Genomic DNA, 20,813 nt, shown 5'->3' with positions numbered 1-20,813 from the left:
ACTCCAGAGGACATCATGGCTGATAACAGCACACCCCGTCGTTTTTCTCGTATTGACCGCCTTCCCCCTTACGTTTTTAACATCACCGCTGAATTGAAGATGGCTGCGCGTCGGCGCGGCGAAGACATCATCGATTTTTCGATGGGGAACCCGGATGGCGCGACGCCGCCGCATATCGTAGAAAAACTGTGCCAGGTGGCCCAGCGCGAGGACACTCACGGCTACTCCACCTCGAAAGGGATCCCGCGCCTGCGTCGCGCGATTTCACGCTGGTACGCTGACCGTTATCAGGTGGATATCGATCCTGAGTCTGAAGCCATTGTCACCATCGGTTCGAAAGAGGGACTGGCGCATTTGATGCTGGCAACCCTCGACCACGGCGACACCGTGTTGGTGCCGAACCCCAGCTACCCTATTCATATTTACGGCGCGGTGATTGCCGGGGCGCAGGTCCGTTCTGTGCCGCTGGTGGCGGGCGTCGATTTCTTTAACGAGCTGGAACGCGCCATTCGTGAAAGCTACCCAAAACCGAAGATGATGATCCTCGGTTTCCCGTCCAACCCGACTGCGCAATGCGTGGAACTGGATTTCTTCGAACGCGTGATTGCGCTGGCGAAGCAGTACAACGTGTTGGTGATCCACGACCTGGCCTATGCCGACATTGTCTACGATGGCTGGAAAGCGCCGTCGATCATGCAGGTGCCGGGTGCACGCGATGTCGCGGTTGAGTTTTTCACCCTGTCGAAAAGCTACAACATGGCGGGCTGGCGTATCGGTTTTATGGTCGGCAATAAAGAGTTGGTTTCGGCGCTGGCGCGTATCAAGAGTTACCACGATTACGGCACCTTTACGCCGTTGCAGGTGGCAGCAATCGCTGCGCTGGAAGGGGATCAGCAATGTGTACGCGATATCGCCGAGCAGTACAAACGTCGTCGTGATGTGCTGGTGAAAGGGCTGCACGAAGCGGGATGGATGGTCGAGATGCCCAAAGCCTCGATGTACGTCTGGGCGAAAATTCCTGACCATTACGCGCATCTTGGTTCGCTGGAGTTTGCCAAACGTTTATTGCAGGAGGCCAAAGTGTGCGTGTCGCCAGGTATCGGCTTTGGTGACTACGGTGACACCCATGTGCGTTTTGCGCTGATTGAGAACAGCGATCGTATTCGTCAGGCGGTGCGGGGAATTAAAGCGATGTTCCGTGCCGACGGGATTTTGCCCGGAACCGTGAAAACCACAGAAGAAGAATAGCCTTCCGTTTCAGGGGCGACAATCCCGTCGCCCCTTCCTGGTGATACTAGAGCATCAGCATGAAGGTGCCGACCCAGATTAACAGGAAAAAAGAGATTCCCATCAAAGCGTATTTCACACTACAACTCCTCTGAGCGTTTACGACGATGGTGATCCCAGACCAGCGTAACGCGACAGAATAAGAGAAAGGTGGAGTTCATCACCGCTACACGCTTTCATCTCAGGTCGTTCAGAGCAAACTCAGAACAGGATCGAACGCTAATTTACGCGTAATTTTTCCGAAAAGAAATAGATCCATTCTGAGATATTTCTCACGTTTTTAGTGCACTTCAATTTCCGGGATCGCCGACATGCCAACGCGTAATTGCGCCAGATCGGCCTGGTTGGGATCCAGCACGATTTTCACCGGCAGGCGTTGCACCACCTTGGTGTAGTTGCCTGTCGCGTTATCGGGTGAAATGGCGGAAAAGGTTGCTCCCGTGGCGGGCGCAATGCTGTCAACATGGCCGGAAAATGTCTTGCCCGGCAGGGCATCCACCCGCACCAACACCTTTTGCCCCTCACGCACATCCGTCAACTGCGTTTCCAGATAGTTGGCGGTGATATAGGTTTGCTGCAACGGCACCACCGCCAGCAAACGGGTTCCCGCCGTAACATAGGCCCCGAGTCGCACCGAACGTTGTCCCACCATGCCATCGACCGGGGCGACGATACGGGTGTAGGACAGATTAAGCTGTGCCTGATCGACGCTGGCTTGTGCGGCGGTGACATCCGCTTCTGCCTGACGCAATGCTGCCTGCAAAACACCAACTTCCTTCACGGCGGCGGCCAGCGCCGCTTCGCTCTGGCGTACGGTGGCGGCAGCGGAACGCTGAGTAGATGTGGCTTTTTGCTGCTCATCGGCGGCGATGGTGCCACTTTTATACAGGCTGTCGTAACGCGCCGCACTCTGACCGGCATACTGAGCTGAAGCCTGGCTGGCGGCCAGTGTCGCTTTTGCCTGGTCAATGGTGGATTGCTGTTGCTCCAGTTGCGCCTGGCTGCTCAGACGCTTGGCTTCACTGACCTGTAAATTGGCTTTGGCGGTTTCCAGCGCGACGCGATAATCACGGTCGTCGAGCGTCGCCAGCAGTTCACCCGCTTTGACGCGCTGGTTATCCTGCACATTAACGCTGGCGATATAGCCGGAGACTTTCGGCGCAACCAGCGTGTAATCCGCATTGACGTAAGCATCATCCGTTCGGTGATCATTGCCGGTCATCGACGACCAGACGAAAAAAGCCATGATCAGCAACACCAGCAGTAAGGCGCTCAGCAGCACCGTTCTTTTCAGAGCAAAAGCACGCATATCAGTTATCTCGACGTGTTTGTAACAGGTTGAATCAGAGTTTGTGGCGGCCAGACACGTTTTGGCAGCCAGGCGGTGAGCAGCAGAAGCAGTGCGGCGAAACCGATCAGCATCACATAGCTATCACTCAAACTGAGCACCATCGCCTGATGCTTCAGCAGACTGGCGAAACCGCTCAGGTTTTCACTGCTGCTGGCGCTGCCATCCGGCAAAAGCGGGAAGCTGCTGCTTGCCTGTGCGCTGGTGGGTGCGGTCATCAACCACGAACGGCTGGCGGCGTTACCCACCAGGATATTGGAATGAAACTGTTCGCGGTGGCTGATAAACCACTCCACCAGCGTACTGGCGGCGACGCTGGAGAAGCCGCGCACGGTATTAAACATCGCGGAGGCAAAAGGACCTTCCGGCGGGGCAACGACGCTGGTGGCGCTCATCAACACCGGCAAAATCACCATTGGCTGACCAAAAGCCTGCAAAATTTGTATCAGCCAGAAATTTTGTCGCCCCCAGTCGGTGGTGATTTGCATCCCGAGCAGGCAGGAGGTCACCAGCAATGCCACGCCTGCGGTCAGCATCCAGCGGCAGTCAATCCAGCGGATATTCAGCAGCGCGGCAATCAACGGTGCGATTAACAACTGTGGTAAACCCACCGTCAGTGCCAGCGGTGCAAATTGCAGGGTACGGAAACCCTCGATCTGGCCAAAGTAAGCCGAGGGTAGGGCTGAACCGGAAAGCGACAGAATCAGTACCCCGGCCAGTGCCAGCAGACCGTGCGCGAGGTTGTGGCGTTGCAGCATCTGCAACTTGAACAATGGCAACGGGTGAAACCATTCATTAATAAAGAACACAATCAGCAATGCCGCGGCGCTAAATAATAGCGCGACGATTAATGGCGAGCTGAGCCAGTCCAATCGTTCACCCTGTGTCAGTGCGAGGATCAGCAACGCGATACCGCTGCAACCGGTCAGCATGCCGAACAGATCCATTTGCTGGAAACGCTCGAAACGCAGTGGGTCCTGGGGCAGGCCCCAGCCAATCAGCAACATGGCTACCAGCATAGCGGGCACCACTTGCCAGAACACGAACATCCAACTGACGTCGTCGGTCCAGAAAGCAGCCAATGAGGCGGCAAGATTGGGGCCGAAGGTCGCTGTCAGCGCGTAAGCGCCAAGGCCATAAAGTTTGATCGGCGGAGGCAAGAAACGTAACGCGACCGTCATCAGTAACGGGGGCAGAGCGCCACCAAACAGCCCCTGGATAATGCGCAGGGTGATAAATAAGGTGGCATTGGGTAGCAGCGGCAGCAGAATGCCGGTGATCATGAAGCCAGCCGAGACGGTAAGCGCAAAACGGCGCAGCGAGAAGGTGACGGCAAACCAGGGCGCAATCATCATGGTGGCCACTTCGGCAGCCTGGTAAGCAGAAATGATCCAGCTACCCTGATCGTAACTGATGCCAATGGCTGCACGGATATCCGCCAGAGCAATATCGGTGACGCGATCGTTTAAACCGGCGGTCAGGGCGGCAATCAGCACACCCACCAGACCGAGCGCAAGGCGCAGGGTAAAAGGATGGGGTGCCGGGGCCGCTGCGGGCTGGGCATTCATAGCAGGTTTCTCGTTATGTTGATGCAGTGTATTGCGATGTGATACAGATCGCATATTACATCCCGGTATGTTGTATTGCAATGTGATACAGGGTGTAAAAGTGCGGTTAATCGCGCTAAAGTAGGGCAGGCCACAAAGGATCGCACTATGGTTGAAATCCCCTCCTGCCGTGAGGATGAAAAAGCGGGCGGCATTCAGGTCATCGCCCGCGCGGCAAAAATTCTAAATGCATTGGGTGAGCATCCCGGCGGTATGAGCCTGGGGGAGATTGCTCAGGCGGTGGATTTACCCCGTTCGACGGTGCAACGTATTGTCGCCGCGTTGGATAATGCGCAACTGGTACGCAGCAGTGGCGCAGGCGGATTACGCCTCGGTCCGGCGCTGCTGAAGCTGATCTCCAGCGTGCACAGTGACGTGGTTGAAGTGGTGCGTCCTTTTCTTGAACGACTTTCCGCAGAGACGAATGAAACTGTCTCACTGGCACGCGCCAGTGGTACCCAACTGGCTATCGTCCATTATGTGGTGGCGTCACGCGAACTGCGTGTGGTGCCGCGCATGGGGCTGAATCTGCCGCTCTACAGCACCTCGGGCGGTCGGGCCTTACTGGCGCTGGAGAGCGATGAAGATGTCAGGGTAATTGTCGGCGAAGCCTATAAAGAGCTGACGGAGATGACCATCAAAACGCTGCCGCAGTTGCTGGAGTTGATTGGTGAAGTGCGCAAAACCGGCTTCTCCTACGATCGTGGTGAGACGCTGGAGGGCATCTCAACCATGGCGGTGGCGATCGACACTTTATTTGGCCGCTTCTCTATTTCACTGCTGGTGCCGACAGCGCGTTTTCGTAAACACGAGGCGCGTTATTGTGAGGAAATCCTGAAGTGTAAAGAGGCGCTGACCCGCGAAATTGGCAAAATGACCGCTGTTGAAGGATAACCGCAGATGAAAACCTTGTTGATGGCCATTGATAACTCTCCAGTGGCGGAGAAAGTGATCGCCCTGACGATTGAACAGGCGCTTGCGCACCAGGCGCAGGTAGTGGTGCTGTGCTGCATCGACCCGGCTTATTCTTCCTGCAACCAGCCGATTGAGATTGATGCCGGTGAAGATCCGGATGATTTTCTGGTGGCAAAGGATGAACAAAATACCGCTGAAATGGTGGTGCGCCATGCGCTCGCACCGATTATGCGCGCCGGGGTGACAGCAAAAGGGGTGATTCTGGCCGGGGAAGCGGCGGAAACCATTGTTGCACAGTCGGCTGCCGTGCAGGCCAGCATGATTATCATGGGACGACGCCATCTTTCGCCGTTCAACCGCCTGCTGAAAGGCTCGGTCAGCGCTGCCGTGATTGAACGCGCCAACTGTCCGGTTCTGATTGACGTACGCAAGGATTAATAACCGCTCCATGCTCTCGCTTTTCATTATTACGCTGGTGGCATTTGGGCTGCTGGCGCTGATCATTATTGTGCTGTTGCGTACCACCGCATTGCGTCTCTGGCAGGGTGTGCTGCTCTTTCTGTTACCGGTGTTGCTGGCCAATTTGCTGTGGTTTAGCTGGCTGCATCCACGCCAGCAGCGGCAGGCGCTGGCGACTGAAGTCGCTAATCAACTCAGCGAGGCACCGGGTTATCGGCTGTTGAAAACCCAGGAACCCGTGTTGTGGCAGCTCCTGAATCGTGAGTTGTTGCATAAACGTCTGGCCGGGGTGCCACCGGAAGAAGCGTTGGGCGAGATGCGTGGCTGGCTATTCGATTTAGTTAATCAACGTCTGGTCCGTGCCAGTGATACCGCCATCCTCAATTACATTCGCGTTTCCGTCGAGGAGATGCAGGCGCTGCAACAACAGAATGCACAAAGCTGCTTCCGGTTTCTTTACCCGCAGGTGAATGGCGGTGTCAATTTACAGCAATTGCTGCCACCACAACTGAATCAGCGTGATGCGCAGGCATTGGACGAATTGCTGGCGCAAAGCACCGGAGATGAGCAACCGCTGGATAATCAGGCGGCGCAGCGTGATTTGCAGAAAGTGGTGGAGACGTTGTACAGCAAATGGGGTGACCGTCTGCAACAACTTAATATGCCTGCGGATACCACGGTCGATCGTTCGGCGATGTGCGCGATGTCGATTGACCTCTACAACGGCATTCTCGCATTGCCTGACAAACAAGCGGCTAATCTTCTGCGTAAAATGGTCAGTCTTACCGGATAGCGGGCAAAAAAAAGCCCGCTCAGCACGGGCAATAAGGTCACAATCAGTCAGTCTCTTACGTTATTCACCTGGTGTGGCGTGGACTTCGTTTTGTCTGAGAAAAGTATGTCACTACAGAAGTGATAAGAATAGCCGTTTGGTTTTATTAATTTAATTGGTAAAATCTTTTCTTTGTTCAGATATTTCGCTCCCCATTCCTATAGCCAGACGCAGCGCTGCTTTTTACACTGCGGTGCTAAATGAGGACATCACAATGAAAAATGGGTTAATGGGTGCCATCGCGCTGTTATTATTGTCTGGCTGTAGTGTCAGTCACCCAGGAGGATTTGAGCGTGTAGATGAAGATCCCAGCTCAAATACTGTGCAGTATCGTTACGATCCGCAGACATTTAATAAAGATGCCATGGCAGTAGATTTGGCTGAATATTGCAGCAAGCGTGGATTTGATAAAGTTGAAGCGTTACCCGCCCAGGATAGTCATATTCCAGGACTAAAGAAAGCCTGGTATCAATGCAATTACGCAGTGAAAAGTTAAAAAAGAAGGGCGGGAAATTTTCCCGCCCTTTTTCTTTTTTATTATTTGCTGTGTGTTAGCTTTGCCCGCTTACCAGTGTCTGCCTGGTCCGGGCCCATGATGCCAGCCACCGTGCCAGCCCCCATGTGGCGGTCCCCAGCCAGGTCCACGTCCGTGACCACCATCAATAATACAACCACTCAGCATGGCAACGACGGCAACGACAGACGCAACTTTAATTAGTTTTTTCATGGAGAGTCCTCCTCTTTTCCAATGAGGCCAGATTACAGTGGAAAAGTGGAGCGAAGATGCAGCGAATGTAGAGTTATTTCTGGATCTATTTCTGAATATTTCAATTTGCAGAGAGGATTGTCAGGAAGGAATATAAACCAATCGGAATAAGCTGAATGCCTGATGATAATAACGCGATTAGTCTGAAAAGCAAGTCTAAATAATATCTGTTCTCAGTTAAAATAGATGACGTTAGCGGTGCGATTTATCGCGCAGGTTTCTGAAATACAGGTTACAGTCGGGACAGCATAAATAAGGAGCAATCATGGCGCGTGAAGTGAGAAATGTACTGGCCTTGCAGGCCGAGTTGGCTGAGTGTCCTTTATGGTCAACACGCGAACAGGTGCTGTGGTGTGTGGATATTCTGGCACCTGCCATTCATCGTTTCGATCCCGTCAGTGGTGAGTTGCATACGTTTCCTCAACAGGAAGAGGTGGGTTGTATTGGGCTGCGTGAGCAGGGCGGCTTAATTGCGGCGCTGCGCAGTGGCGTCTGGCTGCTGGATCAACAGGGTAAACCCCAGCGTAAGCTGGCAGATAATCCGGGGGTTGCAGCGAAGAGTCGCTTCAACGACGGGCGTGTCGACCCCTGGGGGAATTTCTGGTGCGGCAGCCTGTGGGAGCCACAGGATAAAAATGGTGGGCTACTGTGCCGCGTTACCCCTGATGGTGTATTAGCGGTGATGGCTGAGGACGTGAAAATTTCCAACGGTCTGGCGTTCTCACCGGATCGCCAATGGATGTATCACAGCGATACCCCCAATGAAGTGCTGTATCGCTACCCACTGAATGTCCAAAACGGCGAACCTGGCGAGCGTCAGCGTTTTCGTCAGTTTGATGCCAAAGGGGGATTGCCGGATGGTGCTGCGGTGGACAGCGAAGGTTACTACTGGTCTGCGCTATTTGACGGTGGTCGGGTGGTGCGTATTGATCCGCTGACAGCGAAGATCGTCGATGAGATTACGTTGCCGGTGCGCTGGCCGACGATGGTCGCGTTTGGCGGTGCCGATTTGAAAACCCTGTATATCACCTCATCGCGTGAACATCGAACTGCCGAGGAGCTGACACGTTATCCGCAGTCGGGCGATATTTTTGCTGTGGAGGTGGACGTGGCGGGAATAGCGGAGCCGTTATTTAAAGGATAAAAACATGCCGTGCCCGAAAGCACGGCATGGCCTGGAACTTAACTGCGATGTAGTACCGGCTCCTGTACATTGTGGCGTTGCGGCAGGCGGATGCTGAGTGACAGGAACAATGAAATCACCAGCAAGGTCATAATCAGGCTGAAGGTGATAGTGAAGCCACCAAACACCGATGCCACCAGTGATCCCAGCACGCTACCGATACCAAAACCCAGATAAATCAGGCCGTAATTTTTGGTCAGGTTGTTCAGGCCGAAGAAATCGCTGACCAGTGACGGGAAGACGGTGATGGTGCCGCCAAAGCTGAATGCCACGCAGGCCAGGGAAATAAAGAAGGTGGATTCATTCATGTGGGTGAAAAGCAAAATGCTCATCCCTGCCAGTGAAACCACCTGTGCCAGCGAAATCACCCGGATACGCGCCATTTTATCGGACAGCACACCCAACACCAGACGACCACTCAGGTTAGCGATAGCAATCACCGTCACCGCATTCGCCGCAGTTTGTGTGCTGAGATGAACCAGACCCTCGCCAATATCTTTCGCCACGCCAATCACATACAAACCGCTCATGCAGGCAGTGAGGAACATCAGCGCCAGCATCCAGTATTGTGGTAAACGGATGGACTGCGCCAGCGTGTAATCTTTGCTTTGCACGGCGGAGGTGCTGCTGCTCTGCTGGACCGGTGCATCACGCATCAGCAGTGCGCCGAGGATGATCATGGTCATTGCCAGCACCCCCCAAATCACGAAGGTGTTTTCCAGCCCCTGGCTGTTGAGCAGCGCGCCGCAGATAAATTTAAAGCCCAGGCTACCCAAACCGTAGGCACCGATGGCACAGGCGGAGATCACCCCTTTACGTTCCGGGAACCATTTTACGCAGTTGGATAAGGTCATCAGATAACCGGCACCATCAGCCAGCCCGACCAGTACCCCTGCGCTGAGGTACAGCATCATCAGGTTATCCGCATGCGCGGTTAACCAGAAACCCAGCGCCATCAATACACCGGCACCAATGGTGACATTACGTACGCCGAAGCGTTCCTGTAATTTACCGGCCAGCGATGAAGCAATCGCCAGGCCGAGGCTCAGTAAACCAAACGAGAACGCGACCTGACTGACCGGGGCATCAAGCTTATGCGCCAGTTGGCCGTTAAACAGGCTCCAGGTGTAGACCGAACCTAACGCAAATTGAGTCAAAATGGTGCCAGCCAGGGTGAGCCAGCGGGTGCGTTGATAATTTGATGTGGTGGTTTGCATATTTTTCTCTCCCATCCGGGAATTCGGAAACTGAAGCGATGGTAATCCGCTCGCGCGTAGGCATGGGGAGAAAAGGCGTGAGAGGCTGTAGCGACGGAATGAAATGCAGTGAAACCGGTATGAATGGCATTGCGCTACTTGCTAGCACGCATTGCGTGTCAGCGCATGAAAGATTGTTGCATCAGGTGGTGATATGTAACCAGATGCGTCTCAGGCCATTTATGGGCTGCAAACTAATAAAATTTTGCCATGCTTAAAGCTCATCAAACAGGAGGAAATATGAAAGACCGAGCATATGAATCCGCGTCGAGTGAGGATGAAGTTTGCTGCATCATCGGTCAGGCGGTGATCGAGTTAAGCGATGAACATCATCCAGTGAATAAATCCACGCTGTCGTTGAAACTACTGGCAATGGCCGATCGCGACAGAGACGATGAGCGCATACTGCTTTACTGGATCGCCAGAAAAGCGATCAATCAACCTCACCAGCTCAATATCGGCGTGCAGGGCTGGCGCTAAGAGGACCAGAGAGCGGGCGCAATGCCCGCTCTCGTGCATCAGGCCAGACTCAGGCGTTTTGCGGTCGGCCAGCGTAGGAACATCACCATATTTCCCGCCAGAATCATCACCAGGCCGACAATCGCGTTGCTATGCCATTGATAACCTTCATACAGGGTGGATAACGTTAACGCCACCAGCGGGAACAGTAGCGTGCTGTAGGCGGCCTGACTGGCCCCGATTCGTCCCACCAGGGTGAAATAGGCACCAAATCCCAGTACCGAACCAAAAATCGCCAGATAGCTCATGGAACCCAACCATTGCAGATTGAGTGCCGGGGCCAGTGAATCACCGTTTAGCGTGGCCAGCACCGCCATGATCAGCGCGCCATAAAGCATTGCATAGCTATTGGTGGTCAGAACATCACGCTGACGACGCTGGTGGCGCGTCGAAATCATATTGCCAAAGGAGAACCCCAGCGTGCCAAGCGCGCTCAAACCCACACCCCACAACAATTGTGGCGCTGGATGCGCAGCGCGGATATCGCCCCAGAACAGCGCAACGATGCCACCTAACCCGAGAATCGCGGCAGGTAACAGACGAAAGGGGGGACGCTGACGGAAGAAGATCCAGCTATTCAGGGCATTATAAAGCACCGCCATCGAAAAAATCACCGACTCCAGACCACTGCTAATCCATGCTGCGGCATGATAAAAACAGACGAAATTGAAGCCAAACACACAACAACCCTGCAAAACACAGAACAGGTGATCCTGCGCATCCAGTTTTTTCAGGCGACGAATCAGTTTCAATACCACCAGCATCACCAGCGAAGCCAGCAAAAAGCGCCAGAACACCGCCACCAGGACCGGCGTATCAGCGGCTTCCTGCTGTAAAAAAATTGCTATCCAGGTGGTGCCCCAGATTAAAACCACCGCCAGATATAACACCAGGTTCATATGCTCTCTCCACAACAGATTTGCGGCGAGTGTGACGTCCCTTGTGGTGGTTGGCTTGCATTCTCTTGCGCCACAATTGCAAAATCTTGCGCTTTTTACCTCTGCGTCCCAATGTGGCCTGTTTTCTGTCCGTCTGAATCCGTAAACTAAGCGCTATTGCCCAGCGAGTGATGTTGACCATGCCTGATTACCAGACTTTTACTATGCTTCAGCGCCATAAAGCGCAGTTGCGTGACAGCGTGCAGCTAAGCAGCGGCATCAAGCTGGCAGCCTGGTTCAACAGCGGCGATCGCGTGACCAATCTGAGTAATCACCACACCCTCAGCCTCTACACTGCGGATGGTTATGATACCTGGCACAAAACCCAGCATGGTTGGCGTAATGGCGGTGGCCCTGATCGTTTTTGTCTGATGCCTTCCGGCACCGAATCGGTGTGGGATATTCGTGCAGACCTGTCGTTTGTGCATCTTTACTGCACCGATCAACACCTGCGCCAGATGGCTGAACAAATCTGGGATCGCAGTCCGGCTCGGCTTAATTTGCATGAGAAGGTATTCTCGGCGGATGATCGCATCACTCAACTCTATCGTCATTTCCTGCTCAGCACCGACTGGCAACAACCAGCCAACCAGTTGATGCTCAGCAGCGCATCAACCTTATTAATGACGCATTTGTTGCAGCATTACAGCGATGTGCAATGGCAAGCACCGCAGATACGTGGTGGGCTGGCCCCGGTAGTGCTACGTCGTATTCTGGCTTATATCGATGCGCATCTGGATCAACCGCTCACGCTGGCACACCTCGCGGCTGAGGCGGCGTTGAGTGAGTTCCATTTCGCGCGCATGTTCCGCGCCAGCGTCGGGGAGGCACCACACCAATATGTGATGCGCCGACGCATGGACGAAGCCCTGACCTTGCTCAGGCACACGGCGTTACCGCTGACCGAGATTGCACTACGCTGTGGTTTCCACTCCTCCAGTCACTTCAGTAACCGGTTTCGCCAGTTACATGGGGTGACGCCTTCGGCGTGGCGGCAGACGCAGGGATGAGATCTGTCACTCGCTGAGATCGTTCTGCAACGTCATGCAACGTCCTGCTTTTCCTGAGAGACCCTACGCATTTTGTGATTCTGGCCAGTGAATTAGCGTGATTTTCAATGCTGAGTAGTTAAAATGGTTTTGCTAACATGGTGTGATTATCACTTGTTTCACAGTAGGTTCTTATGCGAGGAAGCCCAATATGGAAATTCGTGTGTCAAAGTTGGAACAGGATCTGAGCGAAATGAAAACCGATCTGGCGGTTATTAAGTCAAACCACGCAACGCGTAGTGATCTTCTTGAGGAAATCGGTAAACAAACAAAATGGTTAATGGCGAGCATGGCTGCGATTGCCGGAGTGTCTCTGGCGCTGGCGCGTTGGTTGTTTTGAAGGGGTAACACCAGACATGGCGTTCCCTGCAGGGATCGAACCTGCAACTAGCCCTTAGGAGGGGCTCGTTATATCCATTTAACTAAGGGAACGTCGGCGCGCAGTATACCCCAGCAGCTACGCAAATTTAACCGCCTGTTTCCCGTTTGCTTAATATCTCAACAAATTAGCGTGATTTCTCACACTTCGCCTGGCGTTTTTGCTCGGCACGGGCTTTGGCTTTTGCCGCCTCGCTCATATCGTTGCGAATCTGCGCATGGCTGATCAAAGCAAAAATCAGCGTTCCGCCGGTAATATTGCCAAGCAACGTCGGCAGGGCGAATGGCCAGAGGAATTCATGCCAGGGAATACGGCCGGCAAACACCAGATACAGCACCTCCACTGAACCAACCACGATGTGGGCTAAGTCACCAAGCGCCACCAGCCAGGTCATCATCACGATCACCACAATTTTCGCGGCACCGGCATAGGGAAACATCCATACCATGGTGGCAATGATCCAGCCGGAAATCACCGCATTAGCGAACATCTCTCCCGGCGGGTTTGCCATTACTTTTTCACTGATCACGGTGAAAGCCTGACGGGTTGCCTCATCAAAGATCGGCATATAATTAAACGCCAGCGCACCCAGTGCCGTCCCGATCAAATTACCCGACAGCACCAGCCCCCAGAAGCGCAGTAGCAGCAAAATATTCCCTGACGTGGGTTTGTGCATTACGGGCAGCACAGCTGTCACGGTGTTTTCAGTGAACAACTGCTGACGCGCCATAATTACGATAACAAAACCAAAGGTATAGCCAAGATTTTCCAGTAAAAACCCCCCAGGTACGCCCTCCAGATGGACCTGGAAAATCCCCTTCGCCATCAGAGAGGCGCCCATCGACATCCCAGCTGCGATCGCTGACCACAGCAGCGCCATACCGTCACGCTCTAGTTCCTTTTCCCCGTCCTGACGTATCTCTTCATGGATGGCAGCGGCTCGTGAGGGTAACGCCTCCTCATCGACTTCAATCTCTGTGCCTTGCGTTTTTTCTTCGCTTTCAACGTCATTATTCGCTTGAGAAACCGATGGTGAACGCTTCATATTTTCCTCCGGTGATAATGCCATTGCGTAATAAGCGTAGCCGTTTTGCGCAAGCTTGATTTGTTACGTGGATTCAATTTAAGAGTAACAAGATTTTAACTGTGGTGGTTTTTTGAGCGATTTATTGATCTGAACCACCCGTTTACCCCGTTTGGGGTAGGTGTGACATGGCTCACAGACTACGGCCCACAGATTCATTGTGGTATTATCCCGGCCTAATTTCATTGCCGTGATTCCCCCTTTTATGCTCGAAGTCATTAATCTCGCATGCGTTCGCGATGAGCGTACCCTGTTCAACGGGCTGAGCTTTCGTGTTGAAGCAGGCGACATCGTGCAAATTGAGGGGCCAAATGGCGCAGGTAAAACCTCGCTACTGCGCTTGCTGGCCGGATTGAGCCGGGCGGAAGAGGGTGACGTGCTGTGGCAGGCGCAGCCGATTCGTCAGCAGCGGGAAATATGGCATCAAAATCTGCTTTATCTGGGCCATCACCCGGGAGTGAAATCGGTACTCTCACCATTAGAGAATTTGCATTTCTGGCATGGCGACAGCCACAGTGACGCGATTTTCCAGGCTCTGGAGCAGGTTGATTTGCTGGGATATGAAGAGGTGCCAGTGGCACAGCTTTCTGCTGGTCAGCAGCGACGCGTCGCATTGGCTCGCCTGTGGCTCAGTCCGGCAACCTTGTGGATTCTTGATGAGCCGTTGACGGCCATCGACAAAGCTGGCGTGGAAAAATTGATGGCGCGTTTTGCGCAGCATGCCGATAACGGAGGCGCGGTGATTTTAACCACCCATCAGGATTTGCCAGACAGCGCAGAGCGGGTTCGTAAAATTCGTCTGGTATCGGAGTGGGCATGATGCTGGGCCGTGTGATTCAGCGTGAGCTGAAAATTGCCTTCCGCAGTGGTGCGGAAGTGATTAACCCGCTGTGGTTTTTCCTGATTGTCATTACGCTGTTCCCGCTGGGTATTGGCCCTGATCCGCAGCAACTGGCACGCATTGCCCCCGGTATCGCCTGGGTGGCTGCGTTACTGGCGTCGTTACTGGCGCTGGAGCGTCTGTTTCGCGATGACTTTCTGGACGGTTCGCTGGAGCAGCTGTTGTTACTGCCAACGCCATTGCCAGTCACGGTTCTGGGCAAAGTGATCGCTCACTGGCTGATTACCGGACTGCCGTTGATTTTATTGTCGCCGCTGGCGGCACTGCTGTTGTCACTCGACTTTGCCGGGTGGCGGGCAATGGCGCTGACCCTGTTGCTGGGAACGCCAACCCTGAGTTTTCTTGGGGCTATCGGCACCGGCCTGACCGTCGGTTTGCGGCGCGGCGGGGTGTTATTGAGTTTGCTGGTATTGCCATTGGCGATCCCGGTGTTGATTTTTGCCAGCGCAGCGATTGATGCCGCCGGACAGGGCCTGCCGATTGGCGGTTATCTGGCGATCCTCGGTGCCATGCTGGCAGGCAGTGCTACGCTGTCCCCGTTTGCTACGGCGGCGGCGCTGCGTATTAGTCTGCATTAAATCGTGCATCCACAGAGATGCCGAAATCTCTCTTCTTATATTGTGAGCTATGCAAATGTGGAAATGGTTACACCAGTGGGCAAAGCCTGAAAAGCTGTATCGGCTTTGTGGTCGCTTAATTCCCTGGTTCGCGGTACTTGGGGTCGCCACCTTGTTGTTGGGTTGGGTGTGGGGCTTTGGTTTTGCGCCAGCGGATTATCAGCAGGGCGATAGCTTCCGCATCATGTACATCCATGTACCGGCAGCAATGTGGTCAATGGGCGTCTATGCCTCAATGGCGATTGCCGCGTTTATCGGTCTGGTGTGGCAGATGAAAATGGCTGACCTGGTATCGGCAGCGATGGCACCGGTTGGCGCTGTGTTCACCTTTATCGCGCTGGTCACGGGGTCCGCCTGGGGCAAGCCGATGTGGGGCACCTGGTGGATTTGGGATGCCCGCCTGACGTCTGAACTGGTATTGCTGTTCCTTTATATGGGTGTCATCGCCCTCTATCACGCCTTTGATGACCGTCGCACTGCCGGTCGTGCTGCTGGAATTTTAATTCTGGTTGGTGTGATTAACCTGCCGATTATTCACTTCTCGGTGCAGTGGTGGAACACCCTGCATCAGGGGTCGTCCGGCATTCTGCAACAGGCGATTGCGCCGAGCATGCGTACCCCGCTGCGTTGGGCGATCCTCGGTTATCTACTGGTATTCATCTCGCTGACGCTGATGCGTCTGCGCAATATGATTTTGTTTACTGAACGTCATCGTCCCTGGGCGATTGAGGTCGCACAGGGAGGGCGCAAATCATGACGCCAGCTTTCTCTTCCTGGCAGGATTTCTTTGCCATGGGTGGCTATGCCTTTTATGTCTGGCTCGCCGTGGTCTTCACGCTGATTCCGCTGATCGGTCTGGTGCTGCACACCGTGCTGTTCCGCCGTCGCCTGCTGGCGGAAATTCGCCAGCGTCAATCCAGGGAGCGTCGCATCCGTGCGGCTAAATCGAAAAAAGCCGCCAGTGAAGCGGCAGGAGAATCTGTGTGAATATCCGTCGTCGTAACCGCCTGTATGTGGTGGTAGCGGTGTTGGTGGGCTTGGGCCTTGCCACTACGCTGGTGATGTATGCGCTGCGTTCCAACATCGATCTGTTCTACACCCCGAGCGAAATTCTGTACGGCAAGGGCGAAAATCACCAGAAACCCGAGCCAGGCCAGCGTTTGCGCGTTGGTGGCATGGTGATGCCGGGGAGCGTCAAGCGCGATCCCAAAACCCTCGCTGTCTCATTCAAACTGTATGACGCCAACGGCGTGGTGAGCGTCAGCTATGAAGGCATTCTGCCGGACCTGTTCCGCGAAGGGCAGGGTGTGGTGGCACAAGGGGTGCTGGAGGACGGCAACCTGGTGAATGCCAAAGAAGTGCTGGCGAAGCACGATGAAAAATATACGCCACCGGAAATCCAGGACGCGATGAAGAAAAATCACACAGGACCTGCGGCCAACTATCAGCAGGCAGGTGCCCAATCATGATGCCAGAAATTGGCAGTTTTCTGCTCTGCCTGGCGCTGGGACTGGCGCTGCTGTTAAGTATTTATCCGCTATGGGGCGCGGTGCGTCAGGATGCACGTTTAATGGCGTTGGCGCGCCCGCTGACGGTCGGGATGTTTGCCTGTATCGCAGCGGCGTTTTTGCTGTTGGTACACGCGTTTATCGTGAACGATTTTACCGTGGCTTACGTCGCAACCAACTCCAACACCTTGCTGCCGGTTTATTATCGCATCGCCGCGACATGGGGAGCGCACGAAGGTTCGCTGCTGTTGTGGGTGCTGCTGTTGAGTAGCTGGACGTTGGCGGTGGCGATTTTCAGTCGCGGCATGCCGCAGGATGCGCTGGCGCGCGTGCTGTCGGTGATGGGGATGATTAACCTCGGCTTCCTGCTGTTTATCACCCTGACATCGAACCCGTTTACCCGTACCTTGCCTAACTTCCCGATTGACGGCAGTGACCTCAATCCGATGTTGCAGGATATCGGCCTGATCTTCCATCCGCCGCTACTGTATATGGGCTATGTCGGCTTCTCCGTTGCCTTTGCGTTTGCCATCGCCTCACTGATGGCGGGGCGTCTCGATACCGCATGGGCGCGCTGGTCACGTCCGTGGACTACGGCCGCCTGGGTGTTTCTGACCATCGGCATCGTGCTGGGTTCGGCCTGGGCATATTACGAACTCGGCTGGGGCGGCTGGTGGTTCTGGGACCCGGTCGAAAATGCTTCCTTTATGCCGTGGCTGGCAGGCACAGCGTTGATGCACTCGCTGGCGGTAACGGAAAAGCGCGGCAGCTTTAAATCCTGGACGGTGCTGCTGGCGATTACCGCATTCTCGCTGAGCTTGCTCGGCACCTTCCTCGTGCGTTCCGGCGTGCTGGTATCGGTGCACTCGTTTGCCTCCGATCCGGCGCGCGGCATGTTTATTCTCGCTTTCCTGGTGATCGTGATTGGTAGCTCGCTGTTGCTGTACGCAATTAAAGGCGGTCAGGTACGCAGCCGGGTGCAAAATGAAGCCTGGTCACGCGAATCGTTCCTGCTGGGTAACAACGTACTGTTGATTGCCGCCATGCTGGTGGTTCTGCTGGGTACCCTGCTGCCGCTGGTGCATAAGCAACTGGGGCTGGGCAGCATTTCGGTCGGCGAACCTTTCTTTAATACCATGTTCACCTGGCTGATGGCGCCGTTCGCGCTGATGCTCGGCATCGGCCCGTTGGTGCGCTGGCGACGTGATGAGCCGCAGAAACTGTGGAAACGTCTCGGCATCGCCTTACTGGTGACGCTGATCCTCTCCATCGCGCTGCCGTGGTTGTTGCAAGATCGTATTGAAGCGATGACGGTGATTGGCTTGCTGATGTCGATCTGGGTGATCCTGCTGACATTAATGGAGCTGCACGAACGCGCCACCCATCGTCATACTTTCTTCAAAGGCTTGCGCCATCTGACGCGCAGCCATTGGGGTATGGTGCTTGGTCATCTCGGTGTGGCAGTGACGGTGATTGGTATCGCCTTCAGTACCCAGTACAGCGTCGAGCGCGATGTGCGGATGAAGTCGGGCGATAATATTGATATCCACAATTACCACTTCATCTTCCGTGACGTGCATAACCTGCAAGGGCCGAACTACAGCGGTGGCGTGGCGATTATCGACGTGACCCGCAACGGTAAGCCGGAAGCGGTGCTACACGCGGAGAAACGCTTCTATACCGCCGCGCGTACCATGATGACCGAAGCGGCGATCAGCGGTGGCTTTACCCGCGATCTCTATGCGGCGTTGGGCGAAGAGCTGGATGACGGCTCCTGGGCAGTGCGGATTTACTACAAACCTTTCGTGCGCTGGATCTGGTTCGGCGGCGTGTTTATGGCGGTGGGTGGCCTGCTTTGTCTGCTCGACCCGCGTTATCGTTCGCGCAAAAAAGCGCAACGGGAGGAGCAGGCATGAACAAGAAAATCCTTTTTATCCCGCTGGTGTTGTTTCTGCTGCTGGCGGCGGCGCTGCTGTGGCAGTTGACGCGCAATGCCAATGGCGACGATCCGACGTTGCTGGAGTCGGCGCTGATTGGCAAACCGGTGCCGGTGTTCAAACTCGAAGCGCTCGACAAACCAGGTAAAATATACGACCAACAGGTGCTGACTGATGGCAAACCGATTTTGCTGAACGTCTGGGCCACCTGGTGTCCGACCTGCCGCGCGGAGCACGAATATCTCAACACGCTGGCGGAAAAAGGCATTCGCGTGGTGGGCCTCAACTATAAAGACGATCGCACCAAAGCGGTGACCTGGCTGAATACCCTGGGGAATCCTTATGCGCTGAGCCTGTATGACGGTGATGGCATGCTGGGTCTGGATCTCGGCGTCTACGGTGCGCCAGAAACCTTCCTGATTGATGGCAAAGGCATTATTCGTTATCGCCATGCCGGTGATATGAACGAGCGTGTCTGGCAGCAGGAAGTGAAACCGCTGTGGGATAAATACAGCAAGGGGGCAGGGGCGTGAAACGGCTGCTTCTTTTGCTCGCAGGCGTGTTGTTGAGCACCAGCCTGTGGGCGGCGATTGATACTTACCAGTTCGATTCGGTGCAGCAGGAGGAGCAGTATCGCGATCTGACCGGTTCGCTACGCTGCCCGAAATGCCAGAACAACAGCATCGCTGACTCCAACGCGATGATTGCTGCGGATATGCGTCTCAAAGTTTATGAACTGATGAAGCAGGGGCAGAGCCGCCAGCAAATCATTGATTATATGGTGGCGCGTTATGGCAATTTCGTCACTTACGAACCGCCGGTGACGCCATCAACCCTGATCCTGTGGGTCGGCCCGGCTCTGTTTGTGGTGCTCGGTGGCCTGATCATTATCCTGCGCAGTCGCCAGCGTAAAACGCGCAGCGAACTGGATGACAACGAACAACAACGCCTTGCGGCGATTCTGAAGCGTGACGGGAAGCCGTAATGAGTGGATTCTGGATTACCCTGATAATTTTACTGGCGGCAGCCACGGTGCTGTTTCTGAGCGCAGGCTGGCGTCAGCGTGTGGCGAGTAATGGCGATCGCGATCGTCTGAACACCGACTTTTATCAGCAGCGCTTGCGCGAGCTGGAGCGTGATGAAGATGAAGGTGTGGTGGCAGAGCGACCCGAGATGGTACGCGAGCTGCAACAAACGTTGCTGACCGATGTGCCGCAACAGGATGAGGTGCGCAGCCATCAAAGCAGCCGCTGGGTCCTGCTCCCCGGTGTCGGTTTGTTGATCGTGGTTTCACTCGGCATGTACCTGAAAACCGGTGGATTGGCGCAACTGGCGGGCTGGACCTCGGTACAACAAGAATATCCGGCGTTACGTGCGCGCGTGATGGATCCGCAGGCGAAACCGTTGACGATGGAAGAACTGGCGCGTCTGCAACTTGGGCTGCGTACCTCGCTGCAATCCGACCCGCAAAACCTCAATGACTGGACCATGTTGGGCCGACTTGGCATGGTGCTGAATAACGCCACCGATGCCAGTCAGGCATTCGAACGTGCGTTGCAACTGGCTCCGAATAATCTGGAACTGCAACAGGATTACGCAGAAGTGCTGACGCGCTCCAGCGATCCACAGGATAATCGTCAGGCCAGCATGTTGCTGCGTGACCTGCTGAAGCGCGATCACAGCAATGTCCGTACCCTGAGTTTGCTGGCGTTCAACGCTTTTGAGCAGCAGCAATATGATGAGGCGATTGGTGCCTGGCAGACGATGCTGAAATTGTTACCTGCGGGGGACCATCGTATTGCGATGATCGAGCGCAGCATTGAACAAGCAAAAACCGATGCGGGACAGCAAAATAGCCACCTGGCATTGGCGGTAAGTTTAACGCCCCAGGCAGAAAAAATGTTACCGCAAGGCGGAGTGTTGTATATTTCTGTGACTGACGGTGTATCACCGGTGCCTGTGGCAGTGAAGCGTTTACCGCTCAGCCACTTCCCGTTATCGCTCACGCTGGATGACAGTAACGCTATGATGCCAGACCGTTTATTGTCGGCGCAGCATCAGGTGCAGGTCCGGGTGCGTGTCTCGCGCGATGGTAGCGCCAATCCGCAGTCTGGAGACTGGTTTGGTTTAAGCGCAGTGACGCCCTGGGACGGTCATCAGCAACTGGCTGTAGAGATTAATCAGCAGCAGCCCTGAAGCGATACACCCTAAAACTGCACGCACAGGGA

25 protein-coding genes and 1 tRNA gene are annotated in these 20,813 nt (G+C 54.6%); 18 read left to right on the top strand and 8 right to left on the bottom strand.

The window, feature by feature from the left end; genetic code table 11:
* The first annotated feature begins 15 nt into the window (after positions 1 to 15).
* On the top strand, positions 16 to 1,248 hold the full coding sequence (alaC, locus tag AC6I8T_RS14955; protein ID WP_021186339.1) for an alanine transaminase: 1,233 nt from the start codon (positions 16 to 18) through the stop codon (positions 1,246 to 1,248).
* Between the two features lie 46 nt (positions 1,249 to 1,294).
* On the opposite strand, the gene ypdK is transcribed toward alaC, so the two are convergent.
* The 3 genes from ypdK to AC6I8T_RS14940 all read right to left on the bottom strand — a co-directional run bounded on the left by ypdK (position 1,295) and on the right by AC6I8T_RS14940 (position 4,203).
* Positions 1,295 to 1,366 carry a membrane protein YpdK gene (gene ypdK, locus AC6I8T_RS14950; protein ID WP_150105822.1) on the bottom strand — a complete coding sequence of 24 codons (72 nt, stop codon included), beginning with the start codon at positions 1,364 to 1,366 and terminating at the stop codon, positions 1,295 to 1,297.
* 201 nt (positions 1,367 to 1,567) lie between these two features.
* Positions 1,568 to 2,596 (bottom strand): HlyD family secretion protein, encoded by a 1,029-nt coding sequence (locus tag AC6I8T_RS14945; protein WP_021186340.1) that lies wholly within the window; start codon positions 2,594 to 2,596, stop codon positions 1,568 to 1,570.
* A gap of 5 nt (positions 2,597 to 2,601) precedes the next feature.
* Positions 2,602 to 4,203, bottom strand: coding sequence for an MFS transporter (locus AC6I8T_RS14940; RefSeq protein ID WP_497834307.1), 1,602 nt, complete (start codon positions 4,201 to 4,203; stop codon positions 2,602 to 2,604).
* Positions 4,204 to 4,350: 147 nt separating this feature from the next.
* Between AC6I8T_RS14940 and AC6I8T_RS14935 the strand changes: the two genes are divergently transcribed.
* The 4 genes from AC6I8T_RS14935 to AC6I8T_RS14920 all read left to right on the top strand — a co-directional run bounded on the left by AC6I8T_RS14935 (position 4,351) and on the right by AC6I8T_RS14920 (position 6,944).
* Positions 4,351 to 5,136, top strand: coding sequence for an IclR family transcriptional regulator (locus tag AC6I8T_RS14935; RefSeq protein WP_208723881.1), 786 nt, complete (start codon positions 4,351 to 4,353; stop codon positions 5,134 to 5,136).
* Between the two features lie 6 nt (positions 5,137 to 5,142).
* Positions 5,143 to 5,595, top strand: coding sequence for a universal stress protein (locus AC6I8T_RS14930; RefSeq protein ID WP_021186343.1), 453 nt, complete (start codon positions 5,143 to 5,145; stop codon positions 5,593 to 5,595).
* Positions 5,596 to 5,605: 10 nt separating this feature from the next.
* Positions 5,606 to 6,409, top strand: coding sequence for a hypothetical protein (locus tag AC6I8T_RS14925; protein WP_208723882.1), 804 nt, complete (start codon positions 5,606 to 5,608; stop codon positions 6,407 to 6,409).
* 253 nt (positions 6,410 to 6,662) lie between these two features.
* Complete coding sequence (locus tag AC6I8T_RS14920) at positions 6,663 to 6,944, top strand: putative periplasmic lipoprotein (protein ID WP_021186345.1); 282 nt, start codon at positions 6,663 to 6,665, stop codon at positions 6,942 to 6,944.
* 69 nt (positions 6,945 to 7,013) lie between these two features.
* Here AC6I8T_RS14920 and AC6I8T_RS14915 read toward each other — a convergent pair whose 3' ends face one another.
* Positions 7,014 to 7,175: a hypothetical protein gene (locus tag AC6I8T_RS14915; protein WP_200864702.1), complete on the bottom strand. Its 162-nt coding sequence runs from the start codon at positions 7,173 to 7,175 to the stop codon at positions 7,014 to 7,016.
* Positions 7,176 to 7,479: 304 nt separating this feature from the next.
* On the opposite strand from AC6I8T_RS14915, the gene AC6I8T_RS14910 reads away from it, so the two are divergent.
* Positions 7,480 to 8,358, top strand: coding sequence for an SMP-30/gluconolactonase/LRE family protein (locus AC6I8T_RS14910; RefSeq protein WP_208723883.1), 879 nt, complete (start codon positions 7,480 to 7,482; stop codon positions 8,356 to 8,358).
* Positions 8,359 to 8,396: 38 nt separating this feature from the next.
* Here the strand turns inward: AC6I8T_RS14910 and AC6I8T_RS14905 are convergent, their stop codons facing one another.
* Positions 8,397 to 9,614 (bottom strand): L-lactate MFS transporter, encoded by a 1,218-nt coding sequence (locus AC6I8T_RS14905; RefSeq protein WP_208723884.1) that lies wholly within the window; start codon positions 9,612 to 9,614, stop codon positions 8,397 to 8,399.
* 279 nt (positions 9,615 to 9,893) lie between these two features.
* Between AC6I8T_RS14905 and AC6I8T_RS14900 the strand changes: the two genes are divergently transcribed.
* Entirely contained in the window at positions 9,894 to 10,133 is a 240-nt protein-coding gene (locus tag AC6I8T_RS14900; RefSeq protein ID WP_497834081.1) for a hypothetical protein, read from the top strand.
* Between the two features lie 38 nt (positions 10,134 to 10,171).
* Here AC6I8T_RS14900 and AC6I8T_RS14895 read toward each other — a convergent pair whose 3' ends face one another.
* The gene (locus AC6I8T_RS14895; RefSeq protein ID WP_497834080.1) at positions 10,172 to 11,071 is read right to left on the bottom strand and encodes a DMT family transporter; all 900 of its coding nucleotides are present in this window, start codon (positions 11,069 to 11,071) and stop codon (positions 10,172 to 10,174) included.
* 179 nt (positions 11,072 to 11,250) lie between these two features.
* On the opposite strand from AC6I8T_RS14895, the gene AC6I8T_RS14890 reads away from it, so the two are divergent.
* Positions 11,251 to 12,120 (top strand): AraC family transcriptional regulator, encoded by an 870-nt coding sequence (locus AC6I8T_RS14890; protein ID WP_497834079.1) that lies wholly within the window; start codon positions 11,251 to 11,253, stop codon positions 12,118 to 12,120.
* A 190-nt stretch (positions 12,121 to 12,310) separates the two neighbouring features.
* On the top strand, positions 12,311 to 12,499 hold the full coding sequence (locus tag AC6I8T_RS14885; RefSeq protein ID WP_208723887.1) for a hypothetical protein: 189 nt from the start codon (positions 12,311 to 12,313) through the stop codon (positions 12,497 to 12,499).
* A 17-nt stretch (positions 12,500 to 12,516) separates the two neighbouring features.
* Here the strand turns inward: AC6I8T_RS14885 and AC6I8T_RS14880 are convergent.
* Together AC6I8T_RS14880 and AC6I8T_RS14875 are read right to left on the bottom strand one after the other, a co-directional pair.
* A tRNA-Arg gene (locus AC6I8T_RS14880) sits at positions 12,517 to 12,591 on the bottom strand.
* A 74-nt stretch (positions 12,592 to 12,665) separates the two neighbouring features.
* Positions 12,666 to 13,583 (bottom strand): formate/nitrite transporter family protein, encoded by a 918-nt coding sequence (locus tag AC6I8T_RS14875; RefSeq protein ID WP_497834078.1) that lies wholly within the window; start codon positions 13,581 to 13,583, stop codon positions 12,666 to 12,668.
* A gap of 244 nt (positions 13,584 to 13,827) precedes the next feature.
* On the opposite strand from AC6I8T_RS14875, the gene ccmA reads away from it, so the two are divergent.
* From ccmA to ccmI, 9 genes are read left to right on the top strand one after another with little or no spacing between them, the layout of a single operon-like run.
* Positions 13,828 to 14,442 (top strand): cytochrome c biogenesis heme-transporting ATPase CcmA, encoded by a 615-nt coding sequence (gene ccmA, locus AC6I8T_RS14870; RefSeq protein ID WP_021185136.1) that lies wholly within the window; start codon positions 13,828 to 13,830, stop codon positions 14,440 to 14,442.
* Complete coding sequence (gene ccmB / locus AC6I8T_RS14865) at positions 14,442 to 15,101, top strand: heme exporter protein CcmB (RefSeq protein WP_036626878.1); 660 nt, start codon at positions 14,442 to 14,444, stop codon at positions 15,099 to 15,101. Before ccmA ends, ccmB begins: the two co-directional genes overlap by 1 nt.
* Positions 15,102 to 15,156: 55 nt before the next feature.
* On the top strand, positions 15,157 to 15,897 hold the full coding sequence (locus AC6I8T_RS14860) for a heme ABC transporter permease (RefSeq protein ID WP_036626875.1): 741 nt from the start codon (positions 15,157 to 15,159) through the stop codon (positions 15,895 to 15,897).
* A complete protein-coding gene (gene ccmD, locus AC6I8T_RS14855) occupies positions 15,894 to 16,127 on the top strand; it encodes a heme exporter protein CcmD (RefSeq protein ID WP_021185134.1) in 234 nt (77 codons plus the stop codon). The genes AC6I8T_RS14860 and ccmD overlap by 4 nt, the downstream gene beginning before the upstream one ends.
* On the top strand, positions 16,124 to 16,609 hold the full coding sequence (gene ccmE, locus AC6I8T_RS14850; protein ID WP_021185133.1) for a cytochrome c maturation protein CcmE: 486 nt from the start codon (positions 16,124 to 16,126) through the stop codon (positions 16,607 to 16,609). The genes ccmD and ccmE overlap by 4 nt, the downstream gene beginning before the upstream one ends.
* Entirely contained in the window at positions 16,606 to 18,564 is a 1,959-nt protein-coding gene (locus AC6I8T_RS14845) for a heme lyase CcmF/NrfE family subunit (RefSeq protein WP_021185132.1), read from the top strand. Before ccmE ends, AC6I8T_RS14845 begins: the two co-directional genes overlap by 4 nt.
* Positions 18,561 to 19,118: a DsbE family thiol:disulfide interchange protein gene (locus AC6I8T_RS14840; RefSeq protein WP_013509947.1), complete on the top strand. Its 558-nt coding sequence runs from the start codon at positions 18,561 to 18,563 to the stop codon at positions 19,116 to 19,118. The genes AC6I8T_RS14845 and AC6I8T_RS14840 overlap by 4 nt, the downstream gene beginning before the upstream one ends.
* Entirely contained in the window at positions 19,115 to 19,570 is a 456-nt protein-coding gene (locus tag AC6I8T_RS14835; RefSeq protein WP_036626831.1) for a cytochrome c-type biogenesis protein, read from the top strand. The genes AC6I8T_RS14840 and AC6I8T_RS14835 overlap by 4 nt, the downstream gene beginning before the upstream one ends.
* Positions 19,570 to 20,781: a c-type cytochrome biogenesis protein CcmI gene (gene ccmI / locus AC6I8T_RS14830; protein ID WP_208723888.1), complete on the top strand. Its 1,212-nt coding sequence runs from the start codon at positions 19,570 to 19,572 to the stop codon at positions 20,779 to 20,781. The genes AC6I8T_RS14835 and ccmI overlap by 1 nt, the downstream gene beginning before the upstream one ends.
* The last annotated feature ends 32 nt before the right edge of the window (positions 20,782 to 20,813 follow it).

The organism is Pantoea sp. X-Soil-OKNW-556 (assembly GCF_059730695.1).
The sequence above is the reverse complement of the archived record's forward strand: the minus strand, read 5'-3'. Positions and strand labels throughout refer to the sequence as shown.